10 protein-coding genes and 1 pseudogene are annotated in these 13285 nt (G+C 57.7%); all 11 read right to left on the reverse strand.

The features are described from left to right. Position 1 precedes the first annotated feature (1 nt). Positions 2-1414, reverse strand: a complete 1413-nt coding sequence (locus GB927_RS32125; protein ID WP_256121259.1) for a cytochrome ubiquinol oxidase subunit I — start codon at positions 1412-1414, stop codon at positions 2-4. 169 nt (positions 1415-1583) lie between these two features. Further along, positions 1584-3560, reverse strand: a complete 1977-nt coding sequence (uvrB, locus tag GB927_RS32130) for an excinuclease ABC subunit UvrB (RefSeq protein ID WP_256121260.1) — start codon at positions 3558-3560, stop codon at positions 1584-1586. Between the two features lie 67 nt (positions 3561-3627). Further along, a complete protein-coding gene (locus GB927_RS32135) occupies positions 3628-4950 on the reverse strand; it encodes a DUF3422 family protein (protein WP_256121261.1) in 1323 nt (440 codons plus the stop codon). Further along, positions 4943-6322: an NAD(P)/FAD-dependent oxidoreductase gene (locus GB927_RS32140; RefSeq protein ID WP_256121262.1), complete on the reverse strand. Its 1380-nt coding sequence runs from the start codon at positions 6320-6322 to the stop codon at positions 4943-4945. Before GB927_RS32140 ends, GB927_RS32135 begins: the two co-directional genes overlap by 8 nt. Positions 6323-6343: 21 nt before the next feature. Beyond that, positions 6344-7171 carry an S-formylglutathione hydrolase gene (gene fghA, locus GB927_RS32145; RefSeq protein ID WP_006470590.1) on the reverse strand — a complete coding sequence of 276 codons (828 nt, stop codon included), beginning with the start codon at positions 7169-7171 and terminating at the stop codon, positions 6344-6346. Positions 7172-7324: 153 nt separating this feature from the next. Next, on the reverse strand, positions 7325-7723 hold the full coding sequence (locus GB927_RS32150; RefSeq protein WP_256121263.1) for a VOC family protein: 399 nt from the start codon (positions 7721-7723) through the stop codon (positions 7325-7327). 51 nt (positions 7724-7774) lie between these two features. Further along, positions 7775-8884: an S-(hydroxymethyl)glutathione dehydrogenase/class III alcohol dehydrogenase gene (locus GB927_RS32155; protein ID WP_062654201.1), complete on the reverse strand. Its 1110-nt coding sequence runs from the start codon at positions 8882-8884 to the stop codon at positions 7775-7777. Between the two features lie 333 nt (positions 8885-9217). Further along, on the reverse strand, positions 9218-10390 hold the full coding sequence (locus GB927_RS32160; RefSeq protein ID WP_256121264.1) for a glutathione-independent formaldehyde dehydrogenase: 1173 nt from the start codon (positions 10388-10390) through the stop codon (positions 9218-9220). Between the two features lie 273 nt (positions 10391-10663). Beyond that, positions 10664-11584, reverse strand: a complete 921-nt coding sequence (locus GB927_RS32165; RefSeq protein WP_256121265.1) for a LysR family transcriptional regulator — start codon at positions 11582-11584, stop codon at positions 10664-10666. A 122-nt stretch (positions 11585-11706) separates the two neighbouring features. Beyond that, positions 11707-11990: pseudogene (locus GB927_RS32170) on the reverse strand (metal/formaldehyde-sensitive transcriptional repressor). A gap of 34 nt (positions 11991-12024) precedes the next feature. Continuing rightward, positions 12025-13206, reverse strand: a complete 1182-nt coding sequence (argE, locus tag GB927_RS32175; RefSeq protein ID WP_256121269.1) for an acetylornithine deacetylase — start codon at positions 13204-13206, stop codon at positions 12025-12027. Between the last annotated feature and the right edge of the window lie 79 nt (positions 13207-13285).

The following is a 13285-nucleotide window of genomic DNA, read 5'->3' on the forward strand; positions in this document are numbered from 1 at the left end:
TTCATGCCTTCCGCTCGGTTGAGGTCGCTACGGCTGCGGCCGGCGTAATTCCAGCCGCGCGTTGCGGAATTTTGGGCGGCTCCGGCTCACCTGCCTGCGGAGGCTTTGCCATCATTCGGAGCATGTAATAGGTTCCGGCACCAAAAGCGCTGAAGTACACAACGATGAACGCGATCAGCGAGGTTGCAACGGCCGCGGCGTCCAAGGGTGAATGAGATTCCGAGGTTCGTAACAGGCCATAGACGGTGAAGGGTTGCCGCCCGACCTCGGTCGTCACCCAGCCGGCGAGCACTGCGACAAAGCCCGATGGCCCGAGGGCGATCGAAGCGCGATGCAGCCAGCTCCAGTCATAGAGCGCGCCACGCCAACGTGCGAGAAGGCTCCATAAGCCCAGCCCAAGCATCGCAAAGCCGAGGCCGACCATGATCCGGAACGACCAGAAGACAATCGGGACCGGCGGCCATTGATCGCGAGGGAAGTCGGAAAGTCCGGGCAGTGGTGCGTTCGGGTCATGCTTCAAAATCAACGATCCGAGCTGAGGCACTTCGAGCTTGTAGTGAACCTCCGCCGTCTCATTGCTCGGCAATCCGAACAGGATCAATGATGCGCCATTGGGACTAGGCTCGTAATGCCCTTCCATTGCAAGGACCTTGGCAGGCTGATGTTCGAGAGTATTGAGGCCATGGGCGTCGCCGACAAAAATCTGGATCGGCGTCAGAAGCGCGGCCATCCACATTGCCATCGAGAACATCTTGCGCGCGCCAAGGTTGGCACGGTCCCGCAAGAGGTGCCATGCCCCGACAGCTCCCACGACCATCGCCGTTGTCAGATAGGCCCCAATTACAGTGTGGACGAGGCGGTAGGGAAAGCTTGGATTGAAGATGATCGGAAGCCACGAACCAGCCGGGACGAACTGCCCCTTCTCATTGATCGCATAGCCGGCTGGTGTCTGCATCCAGCTGTTGACCGAAATAATCCATGTCGCCGAGATCAGCGTTCCGAGAGCGACCATACAGGTGGCGAAGAAATGCAGCCTTTTCCCGACCTTGTTCATCCCGAACAGCATGACGCCGAGGAAGCCTGCTTCCAGGAAGAACGCGGTGAGAACCTCATACGCCATTAATGGGCCGATGACGGGACCGGCCTTGGTCGAGAAAACCGACCAGTTCGTTCCAAACTGATAGGACATGACCACACCGGAGACCACGCCCATACCGAAAGCGATGGCGAAGATCTTTAGCCAATAGCGGTAGAGATTGGCGTAGACGCCGTTTCCCGTCTTCAGCCATAATCCCTCAAGCACCATAAGGTAGCTTGCCGTGCCTATGGAGAAGGCCGGGAAAATAAAATGAAAAGAAACCGTGAACGCGAATTGCGCGCGGGCTAGGATCACTGCATCGAGATTCTCAAACACGATTTTTCCTTCCTACTTGTTCCCGACCAGATCATCAGGCACCATCGTCTCCTCGGTCGCGGCATAGACGCGACCGATCCTGTGGCATGTCGGGCAGGCCCGGCCACGATGTTGGGTGAGAGATCCTATCGGCTGATGGCTCGGATATCCGCGCCATCCATGACTACGCTCAGAGGTAGATAAACTGGCGATATAGCCTGTCCAGCCGCTGGCGAATGTCTTCTACTTGGCTTTCGTCACCGCTATCGGCTGCTGCCAGCAGACCGTGCTCGGCGGTGGTGATCCGATCACAAAGATCGGACAGGTTTTCGCAAAACTCCTCCGTGTGAATCGAAGGTTCGACAGCGGGCGATTGCTCGGATGCGAGCTTTCGCATGGATGAGGAAGGCGTAACACCGTTCTCTTCGTTGAAGGCAATCTGACGCTCCCTGCGGTTGCTGGTCTCGTCCATCGCCCGCCTCATCGCCGGCGTCACGATATCAGCATAGAGGACCGCTTTGCCGTTCACGTTGCGGGCGACGCGTCCGATCATCTGGATGAGAGCTTGTGCCGAGCGCAGGAATCCGGCGCGGTCCGCGTCGAGAATGGCGATCAGGGAAGCCTCTGGAATATCCAGCCCCTCGCGTAGAAGGCTGATGCCGATCAGGACGTCGAATTCTCCGGCACGCAGACCGTTGATGATCTCGATCCGGTCTTCGACCTTGATATCCGAATGCATGTACCGCACCCGGATACCCTTGCTCTCAAGGAAGGCATTCAGCTCTTCGGTGGCAACTTTCGTGAGCGTCGTCACGAGCACCCGCTCGTTTCTTTTCGCGCGCTCCGTTATCTCATTGAGCAGATCGTCTATTGCCCCTTCGGATGGTCTGACTTCGACTTCCGGATCGAGCAGCCCCGTCGGCCGCGCAATCTGCTCGACGACGCGATCTTTCGACACGTTCAGCTCGTATGTCCCAGGGGTCGCGGAAACAAAGATCGTCTGAGGCTTGATGGCCTCGAATTGCTTGAAGCTCAGCGGATGGCTGTTCTTCGAGGACGGCAGACGGAATCCAAAGTCGATCAACGTGTCCTTGCGGCTCTGATCGCCGCTGTACATGGCCGAGATTTGCGGAATCATCACATGCGACTCATCGACAAACAGCAGGCCGTCCTTCGGGAGGTAGTCGAGTAAGGTGATCGGAGGAAGGGAAGGATCGCGGCCGTTCAGGTAGCAGGCGTAGTTTTCCATCCCGGAGCAATAGCCGACCTGTCGCAACATTTCGGCGTCATTTGTAATGCGCTCGTACAGGCGCTCCGCTTCCACGAGACGGTTCTCGCTGGTCAATTCGGCGACTCGCTTTTCCATTTCTTCGAGGATTGCCGTGGCGGCCGTCTCCACCTGGCTTGCTGACGCCGCCAGAACCGTCTTCGGGGAGACCAGATAATGATCGATGCTCTCAAGCTGTCGTCCGGTGGCGGCATCGATCCAGTCGAGCGTGTCGATCACGCCATTCGACAGCTTGATGCGGATGGCCTTGTATTCCGAGTCCGCCGGAAAAACTTCGATCACATCGCCAGTGATGCGATAGGTCCCACGTTTGAGTTTGTGTTCGGTCCGATCGTATTGAAGTCTGGCAAAGCCAGAAAGAAGCTGGTTCAGGCTCAACCTCGCGCCCGGCGAGAGCGGAACTTGCAGCGCCCGATAGTCATCGGGATCGCCCATTCCATAGATGGACGATACCGAGGCGACGACGATCGTATCGCGGCGCTCGATGAGCGATTTGGTCGTGGACAGCCGCAGGCGCTCAAGGTGTTCGTTGATAGCGGAGTCTTTCGGTATGAACCGATCATTGCCGGGGATGTACACTTCCGGTTGGAAATAGTCGTAATACGAAACGAAATACTCCACCGCGTTCTCGGGGAAGAATTGCTTCATCTCGTCATAAAGCTGGGCGGTCAGCGTCTTGTTCGGCGCCAGGATCAACGTGGGGCGATTCTGGCGATGAATCACATTCGCCATCGTGAAGGTTTTGCCCGAACCCGTGATACCTTTCAGGGTCTGATGGTGTGCTCCATCCTCTATACCGGAGATCAGCCGAGCGATGGCTTCGGGCTGGTCGCCCGCAGGAGTATATTGGGAATGCATTATGAATACGCCGGTCGACATTAGAACTCCTCCTGCCTGAGCCAGGCTATCGTTGATATGCGCCAGCTATCGCCGGCAGATCGCCCGATCATATTCGATCCTTCGGGGTTGGCAGTCCATGGTCGTTATGAGAATGCCTGATCCGCCGAACGGTCCACCAGATCGCAACCAGTACGACGGGAACGAACCCCGAAATCACCAGTTCGGGCGCCACAACATCGTGAAGGCCCGGAAGACCTTTGATGAGATAGGCCAAGAGCCCGATCACATAATAGGAGATCGCGGCGACAGACAGACCTTCCACTGTCTGTTGAAGTCGCAATTGCAGCTTCGCCCGATTGTTCATCGAGGCCAGCAAATCGCTGTTCTGCCGTTCGAGCTGCACATCGATCCAGGATCGCAAGAGCGAGGTGGCGCGCGCCAGCTTGTCAGACAGGTTGGCTTGGCGCTCCTCGATGGTCCGACAGGTCCGCATCGCCGGCGCAATCCGGCGATGAAGGAAGCTGCGCCAGCGGTAGCAGCCGGGAACGAAGGTTTCGCCGAGCGCGGCGAGCCGCTCCTCGACGATTTCATAATAGGCGCGGCTGGCACCAAAGCGATAGAGGCTCGACGCCGTTTCGGCCTCCAGTTCGGCCGACAGGTCCGTCAATTTGGAAAGCAGTTCCTCGCTGTTACGGCGCGCGGACTGACGCATTTCGTCCGTGATGGCGGCAAGGCGCTTCTCGATGTCGCGCAGATGTGGTCCGAGCCTTTGGGTCAGCGGAATGCCGAGAAGGGCAAGCGTCCGGTAGGTTTCGATTTCGAGAAGCCTCTGAGCCAGCGCACCAAGCCGTATCGGCGTCAGTCCGCGATCGAGGATGAGAATGCGGGTCAGCCCATCGGCATCCTGACGAAAGTCGGTGACGATATCGGCCATGCCATCCTCGACAAGCGAGTGACACCGGCTGATCGGATCGAAACGGTCAATGTACTTCGCAGTTTCCTCCGTCCACGCCACCACGTCCAGCCGAATGCCGCAAACGACTTGTCCTGGGGGTGTAAACCCATGCCTGAACGGGTCTTCGCCGGCAAGCTTGCCCGTGTCGGGATCGAGGGGCGCGCTCCACAGGTAGGTCGAAAATTCCGTGTGCTTTTCGCAGTGCAGGTCGCCCTGATCCCACGTCAGACCGTGATGGGGCGTGTTCTGATCCGGCAACGACACGCCCATTCGGCTCGATATTTCCGCGAGCGTCACCTTATCCTTCGCCGGATTGCCTTCGTTCATGAAGGCGAGCTGCACGAGGGCACGCGGATGTTCGATCAGGAGATATGGACGGGCATGAACTTCGTCGATGGCGACCTGCCTGTTCCCGAAGGCGGGGATACCATAGACATTCGAACCACCCTGCGAAGCGCTGCCCTCTTCACTCAATCGACGTTCCTTCCGTAGGTTTCCTTGTTGACGCATCGCGATGATCGAGATTGCCATTCGTAATGAGACGTGAGCCACGATATCCGATACTGTGCGTCCACATCCAGCTCAGTGCAACGCTAAGCCGGTTTTGCGCGCCGATCAGGAAGTAGATGTGGATGAGCTTCCACATCCACCACGCCAGAGCACCGCGCAATTTGAAGCGCCCCATGTCGACGACGGCAAGCCTGCTGCCGATCGTCGCCAGATTTCCTTGATGCCGATAGTGAAAGGGCCTTTCGTCATTCAGCCCCTTCATCCTCTGGCCGATGAGACGCGCTACATACTGCCCCTGCTGCTTGGAAGCGGGCGCAAGGCCAGGAACGGGTTTTCCATCAGCTCCGGTCGAAGCTGCCGTGTCACCGATTACGAAGATGTCGGAGTGACCGGGAACCGTCATGTCCGGTCCTACAATCACGCGGCCAGCGCGGTCGGCTTCGGCATTCAACCAGCGCGCCGCCGGCGATGCTTGCACGCCCGCAGCCCACAGGATCGTTGTTGCTGCGATGTCCTCGCCGTTGACGATCACGCCGTCGGCGCTACAGGCGGTGACCGGCTTGCCGAGCTTCACCTCCACACCCAGCCTTTCGAGGGATTTCCGCGTGTATTCGGAAAGTTTCTCGGGAAAAACCGGAAGCAGGCGCTGTCCGGCCTCGATCAAAACAACGCGGGTCGCGCTCGGATCGATGGACCGGAAATCACGTTTCAGTGTCAAGTGGGCGAGTTCGGCGATCGTGCCAGCCAATTCGACGCCAGTTGGGCCACCACCGATGATCACGAAGGTCTGCAGGGCGGCCCGCCGTGCCGGATCCGGTTCACGCTCGGCTCGCTCGAATGCAGCCAGAACACGGCGGCGAATAGTCGTCGCATCCTCGAGCGATTTGAGACCCGGCGCAAAAGGTTCCCACTCGTCATGTCCGAAATAGGAATGCCGCGCTCCAGTCGCTAAGATGAGGATGTCGTAAGCGAGCCTCGAACCATCATCCAATATCACCTGACGCGTTTGCGTGTCGACATCCTCGACCTCAGCGAGAAGCGTGCGTACATCCGGTCGCTTGCGGAAAAGCGATCGGATCGGCCAGGCGATTTCGGATGTCGAAAGCGAAGCTCCGGCGACCTGATAGAGCAAAGGCTGGAACAGGTGATGATTGCGGCGATCGACGAGCGTGATCTCAGCCCCTTTTCCGGCGAGGCGGTGGACAACTTCCAGCCCGCCAAATCCGGCTCCGACCACAACGACGCGAGGGCGCGAAGCAGCAGCGCTTTGAGTGGCGCCGGTTTCGCGATCAACCGTTGAGTATCCGTGCCCGTCCCTCGTTGCTGCCTGTCGCATGGTCTTTTCTCCGATTGTTAATCAGGACAACGCCGCAGCATGATGCGCGAAGTGGTAGCTGATAAGACTGTCTATGAAGTAATAGCTATGGTCGTAGCCGGGCCACTGGTTCAGAACGAGTTTGTGTCCCGCCGCATCGCACGCAGCCTGCAGCAGGTTTGGGCGAAGCTGTTCCTGAAGAAACTCGTCATCCAACCCCTGGTCTACGAGCAAGGGCAAACGCTCCCTGGCGTTTTTGATCAGTTCGACCGTATCGTATTGCTTCCAGGTTTCGCGATCATCGCCCAGGTAGGACGTAAAAGCTTTTTGTCCCCATGGCACCTGCGATGGCGCCACGATGGGAGAAAATGCGGATGTGCTCCTGTAGCGTCCGGGATTTCTCAAGGCGATCATCAGAGCGCCATGCCCTCCCATTGAGTGACCTGAGATCGCCCGACGGTCATTTGCGGGGAACGTGGCCTCCACCAACGCAGGCAGTTCATCAACGACATAGTCATACATGCGGTAGTGATCGGCCCACGGTTGCTGGGTCGCATTCACATAAAATCCGGCTCCTTGGCCAAGATCGTATGCGGTATCGTCCGCAACGCCCTCGCCACGCGGACTGGTGTCGGGCGCGACGACGATGATACCATGCTCGGCAGCGAAACGTTGCGCGCCGGCCTTGGTTATGAAGTTCTGCTCTGTGCAGGTAAGGCCGGAGAGCCAGTAAAGCACCGGCACCTTACCGCGCTTCGCCTGGGGCGGAAGATATACGCCAAACTTCATCGCGCAGCCCAGGGTAGAAGACTGGTGTAGATAGACCTCTTGCGAACCGCCGAAACTGGCGTGATGTTCGACACGTTCCATATTTTTTCCTCACTTCGGCGGTGGACTTGAGATCCAAACTGGTGCGAAGCATGGCCGTAGACTCCGTCCCCGGCCATGCTTCAATCTGTATGAACAGGCACGCCATAACGTTCGAGGCAAAATGGTCCCCGGTATGGGCCGTGCCGCTTACCCTCAGACGAAGGTGTAAGCGCAGACCTTGTTGCCAGCCGGGTCACGCAGGTAGGCGGCATAGGCACCCGGCAGGTGGCCACGCGGACCGGGCTGGCCCTCATCGGTGCCGCCTGCGGCAAGGCCGGCTGCATGGAATGCATCCACTTCAGCAGTCGTGGCGGCAGCAAAGCCGACCGTCGCGCCATTGCTGGAGGGTGCTTCACCATTGCCGGGGCGGGCGATGATGAATGCCGGCTTGTCACGGCCGTAAAGCACCCAGCCGTTGCCAAAAGGACCAAGGTTCTTGACGCCTAGTGCGCCCAGGGTGGCGTCATAAAACGCAACCGACTTCTGCATGTCGGCGGCGCCGAGAAAGACGTGCGAAAAGACGCCGTTGCCGGAGATAACTGGATCAGCCATTTTAAGTTTCCTTGATACTTGCTGTTGAACTGTTTTTGGGTGGTTGATGAATCAGTAGTGAATGACGGTGCGGATCGACTTGCCTTCGTGCATCAGGTCGAACGCCTCGTTGATCTCGTCGAGACCCATCGTGTGAGTGACGAAAGGCGCAAGGTCGATGTCACCCCGCATTGCGTCCTCGACCATGCCGGGGAGCTGGGTCCGTCCCTTGACACCGCCAAAGGCCGATCCCTTCCAGACGCGGCCCGTGACGAGTTGGAACGGCCGGGTCGAGATCTCCTGTCCTGCGCCAGCGACGCCGATGACGATCGACTGACCCCAGCCGCGATGTGCAGCTTCGAGCGCGGCACGCATGACATGGACGTTGCCGATGCATTCGAAGGTGTGGTCGATGCCCCAGCCCGTCATCTCGATCAGAACCTCTTGGATAGGCTTGTCGTAGTCCTTGGGGTTGATGCATTCGGTTGCACCGAACTGACGCGCCAGCTCGAACTTGGTCGGGTTGGTATCGATCGCGATGATCCGCCCGGCCTTGGCCTGACGCGCACCCTGGATCGCAGCCAAACCGATACCGCCGAGGCCGAATACCGCGACGGAATCCCCCGGCTGGACCTTGGCAGTGTTGTGGACTGCACCGATGCCGGTGGTAACGCCACAGCCAAGCAGGCAGACGTGCTCGTGATTGGCATGGGGATTGATCTTGGCGAGAGAAACTTCCGCCACGACTGTATATTCGGAGAAGGTCGAGCAGCCCATGTAGTGATAGATGGGCTGACCTTTGTAGGAAAAGCGGGTGGTGCCGTCCGGCATCAGACCCTTGCCCTGAGTGGCGCGAACGGCGACACAAAGATTGGTCTTGCCCGAGCGGCAGAATTCGCATTCGCCGCATTCGGCCGTGTAGAGCGGGATAACGTGGTCGCCCGGCTTGACGCTCGTGACGCCCTCACCGACCTCCACGACGACACCAGCGCCCTCATGACCGAGAACCACCGGGAAAATGCCTTCAGGATCGTTGCCGGACAGGGTGAAGGCATCCGTATGGCAAACGCCGGTGTGGGTAACTTTGATCAGAACTTCGCCCTTCTGGGGAGGGGCGACGTCGAGCTCGACGATTTCGAGTGGCTTTCCTGCCTCGAAGGCGACTGCGGCGCGTGATTTCATTTGCGTGTTCCTGCCTGGTTGAATGGACACATTGAGAACTTGCTGGAATGCGGATTGGTCGCCGCTGACGGCGACACCTTCATACTCCATGGGAGTATCGATTACTATACTCCCGTGGAGTATGCAAGATAAAATTCTATGTCATGGTTTGAAAATGAAGGGAGGTTGTAGGGGCGACCATTTTTTTGGGTTTGGGGCTTGGGAAGCCTCTTCGGAGCTCGCGGTGATTCATTCAAACCAGCGAACTCACTTCCAGAGCGGTAATCGTCCAAACGGTCCGTCTCCCACCAAAAACAGTGAGAGACGACCTCATGAACGCGCCATTCAAGTAATTCAGTGTTTTACCGAGCCATGCGGGTCGATCACATACTTGAATGCAGAGCCGGCATCGAACTCCTTGTATGCCTGCGGAGCGTCTTCCAGCTTGATGAACTTGATATTCATCATCGGCGAGAGATAGGGCATGCGATCGTTCAGGATCGCTCGCATGAGAGCATGATTGTAATTCGCTGTCGGCGACTGACCTGCAGACATCCGCGGCGACTTGATCCAGGACGTCGACCACTCCAGATCCATGATGCCCTTCTTGCCTTTTGGATCTTTCGAAATCGGATTGGCGCAGTAGACGCCGACCGTGCTGGTCATTCCGCCGAAGCGAACATATTTGAGCAAGGCATTCGTGACGGCACTTTCGACGATCTTGTCGGATTCTGCACCAAATCCCCGGCAATCCACGCCCACATAGTCGATAACGCGGTCGACTTGTCTGTTCCCGGTGATACGCTCAAGATGGTCCTCGATCGGAACACCATCGGAAAGATTGATTGTCTCAATCCCATGAGGTTTGAGGAGGTCGAGTCGTTCCTGGATGTAGTCGGCGACGATGATGGCGCCGGCACCCAAAAGCCTTGCGCAGGCAGCGCCGGCTCGACCGACCGGGCCGGCACCGAAGATCAGCACGTTTTCCCCGACGACATAGGCTGGCGCCGCGGGCCAGTCAGGGCCGGCAAAGCCATGGAAGGCCGTCGGCAATACGTCGGACAGAAGCGTGAGATCACGGATCTTATCGAGAGCAGCATCCTTGTCGGGGAATACCAGCAGGTTGAAGTCGGCGTAGGGCACAAACAGGTAATCGCCCTGTCCGCCAGCCCAGCCGCCGAGATTGAAGCCGTATGCGCCACAATCCATTTCCGGATTGGTGTTCTCGCAGACATCCGAGCGCATGTGCTTGCAGTTGTAACAGCGTCCGCAGCCCACATTGAAAGGAACGGAAACAATGTCGCCTTTCTTGATGTATTCGACGTCGGAACCGACTTCGATGACTTCGCCGGTCATTTCATGACCCATCGTCATTCCCTTGGGAACTTCGAACGAGCCGCGATATATATGGAGGTCGCTCCCACAAATGTTTGTGGTGACAATTTTCAGAATCACGCCATGGGGCGCGCTTTTTCCCTGAGGGGTGACGAGTTCCGGAAATTTGAAGGTATTGACCTTCATTTCCATGGGCTTTTCGAAAGTGACAATCCTATTTCCCGTTGGGGCCATCGTTTTATCTCCTTGGGTCTCTAAGCCTTCCTTCAGTAATGATTAAGTGTATGACTGGCGCGCTCAGGCGCACCCGACGAATAGAATCGCCGCGTGCAAGTCTAACGATTCCAACCTCCCATTACTGTCAGCGGAGCATGGCGGTTTCGACTTGCGACGGCAAACTCGAAGTTTCTATCTGGAGATAGGAAATGTCTATGAGCGTTCTACGAGGCGCTCTCTGCCTCAGTTTCAGCCCTCTTCGGGCTGGAACTGACGATGCAGCGCTAGGGCTTCCTGTATCGAAGCGGCAAGCTCGGGAGTGTGGACCATTTCGAGGAGCGCGGCCGAAGCGGTCGCCTTCAGTCCGCCCTTCGGGGCAACGAAGCCCACGTTGGCATGTGACCCTTCACCCGAGACCGCGACTGCCCGAATGTCAGGAATGTGAGCCAGAAACGTAACAAGCGATTGTGGAAGAACGGTCGCGTAACGCCCTGTCGCCACATGCGCGGCGAGAACCTCCACGGCGTTGGTTCGGATCGTTTTGGCTGCGCACCGCGAAAGCTGAGATTGCGCGGCGTTAGGTAGTGCGGAATTCAGGATGCACAGCGGCATGCTTACGACATGATCCCATGGGACCCTTCTTGGCTGCCGTTCTTTGGTTACCTGAAACAGGAAGACGCCTTCGCGATAGAGAAGATGGGTGTCGAAGTCGTCCTCAGACACGTCTTCGAGATATGTCAGCGCCATATCCATTTCGTGAGCCAGAAGGGCGTTCGACAGTGACTCGGTTTGAGACGCCGAGATGGATTGTTCGAGAAGGGGTATTCTCTCTGCAAGCGCCACGCTCAGAATCGGAGCAACGACCGACGTGCCAGCAACGACACCGAGACGAAACTGGCCCTCCAGGCCCTTCTTGAGCGCCGAAAGCTCTCGCTCGAGCCCATCGCAATCATTGTACATCTTCCTCGCCCAGGCGAGCACGGATTCGCCTTCCTGCGTCAGGCCATCATAGCGACGGCCATGCCGTACAATTTGGACGTCCAAGTCCTCTTCCAATTGCTTGATTCCTGCGGAGAGCGTGGGTTGCGACACGTTGCAGCTTTTGGCGGCTCGGCCGAAATGTCCTTCGTGAGCAAGCGCGAGGAGATACTCGAAATTTTTGACAATCATAAATTCCTCCCGAGTCGGCAAGATACCAGGTTGTATAAACCAGTCCCCTGGTTGCATATGCCAAGTGTATGTGGACAAAAAACAAACGCATCCGCAAAAGTGCCTGCGCCTCGTTGAGTAAACTAAACAGCGCCGGAAAACCGACCCGCGCTACCTAAATATCTGCGCGCAATTTTCATCACACCTTCCACGTTTTCATCATAGACGCCGAGGTTATCCTTGTCAGCCGAGTCGACATCCGGACTGAAAGTCTCTCGGAGATGACTCTCCATTACTTCAGCCATCAGTCCGTTGGCACCGCCGCGCATGGCTACAATCTGCTGAAGGAGAGCGGCGCAATCGGTGCCAGCCTCAATCGCACGTTCTTGGGCTCTGCCTGCCCCTTGATGCGGTGCAGACGAGTTATCGCTCGCTTCTTTTCTTCCGGTGAATTTTATTGCTCACTCCTGGTAGGGTTGCGACCAAGGCATCGAGCTCGTCGTCATATTCATCAGTAGATTTGCTAACATATTGTCGCAACGGATCAATTGGTCTGCGCTGACGAATTCATCCGGCTTATGACCTTGCTCCATGAATCCCGGCCCGCAGATGACAGTGGGTATGCCGGCAACGCTGTCGAAAAGGCCGCCTTCCGTGCCGAATGCAACCTTGATGGTGGATTGGGTGCCGATGAGCGATCGAACGAAATCCACTGCCGGCGACGTGGCCAGTGTATCTAGGCCCGGATATGCGTTGACAACCGTGATATCGATGGCGGCTTCGGAAGCGACGCACGTGGCCTTCTCCGCGATACGCCCGGCTTCTGATGTAAGCCGGTCGAGAATCATTCCGGGATCGTCGCCGGCGATATTGCGGATCTCGAAGTCGATTTGGCACAAATTGGGGACGATGTTCAGCGCGACGCCGCCATTCATCCTGCCAACATGGACGGTCGTGTATGGGACATCGTAATCATCGTCACGCGCGCCTCCAGCAGAAAGACGTTCCTGTTCCTGGCGCAATGCCGTGACGAAGTCACAGCCGAGATGGATCGCGTTGAGGGCGAGAGGCGCCAGAGCAGAGTGGCCCTCCCGCCCCTTGCAGGTGGCGCGGGCCGCGACCTTGCCCTTGTGGCCGGTCGCCACCTGCATGCCGGTAGGTTCACCGACAAGGCACAGCAGAGGCTTATGAGGCACGCTTTCCAGGAATTCGATCAGGCTGCGGACTCCAAGGCAACCCAGTTCCTCATCGTAGGACAAAGCCAGATGCAGAGGCGTTTGCAAATCCATGGAGGATGCTTTTATACAGGCGGCCAGCGCGCTGGCGACGAAGCCTTTCATATCCGCAGTTCCACGCCCGTAAAGCCGTCCGTCTCGCTCCGTCATACTGAATGGCGGCGATGACCATTCCTGCCCGTCCACGGGCACCACGTCGGTATGGCCGGACAGCACGACCCCCGGACGGTCATCTGGGCCTATGGTCGCGAAAAGATTTGCCTTGCGGCCATCTTCGCTGCGGATGAGGTGCGAAGCTATCCCGTGCCGGCGAAGAACCTCCACGACGAATTCGATGAGATCGAGATTCGAATCGCGACTGACGGTTGGAAAACCGATCAGCCGCTCGAGGATATCGCGGGTGCTCATGCCATCCATGCCGCCGACTGCAGTCTTCGCCTGGCCCCTCTCCTGGGCGACAGACGGTTTCCGACTCAAGTTATTTTTC

The sequence above is a fragment of the Shinella lacus genome, assembly GCF_010994755.1.
Classification (GTDB): Bacteria; Pseudomonadota; Alphaproteobacteria; order Rhizobiales; family Rhizobiaceae; genus Shinella; species Shinella lacus.

Excerpts from the sequence above, each read along its gene's own strand:
- uvrB (WP_256121260.1), bottom strand. The coding sequence starts at position 3,560 with ATGTCGACCGGCGTATTCATAATGCATTCCCAATATACTCCTGCGGGC.
- GB927_RS32140 (WP_256121262.1), bottom strand. The coding sequence starts at position 6,322 with ATGCGACAGGCAGCAACGAGGGACGGGCACGGATACTCAACGGTTGAT.
- fghA (WP_006470590.1), bottom strand. The coding sequence starts at position 7,171 with ATGGAACGTGTCGAACATCACGCCAGTTTCGGCGGTTCGCAAGAGGTC.
- GB927_RS32150 (WP_256121263.1), bottom strand. The coding sequence starts at position 7,723 with ATGGCTGATCCAGTTATCTCCGGCAACGGCGTCTTTTCGCACGTCTTT.
- GB927_RS32155 (WP_062654201.1), bottom strand. The coding sequence starts at position 8,884 with ATGAAATCACGCGCCGCAGTCGCCTTCGAGGCAGGAAAGCCACTCGAA.
- GB927_RS32160 (WP_256121264.1), bottom strand. The coding sequence starts at position 10,390 with ATGGAAATGAAGGTCAATACCTTCAAATTTCCGGAACTCGTCACCCCT.
- GB927_RS32165 (WP_256121265.1), bottom strand. The coding sequence starts at position 11,584 with ATGATTGTCAAAAATTTCGAGTATCTCCTCGCGCTTGCTCACGAAGGA.
- argE (WP_256121269.1), bottom strand. The coding sequence starts at position 13,206 with ATGAGCACCCGCGATATCCTCGAGCGGCTGATCGGTTTTCCAACCGTC.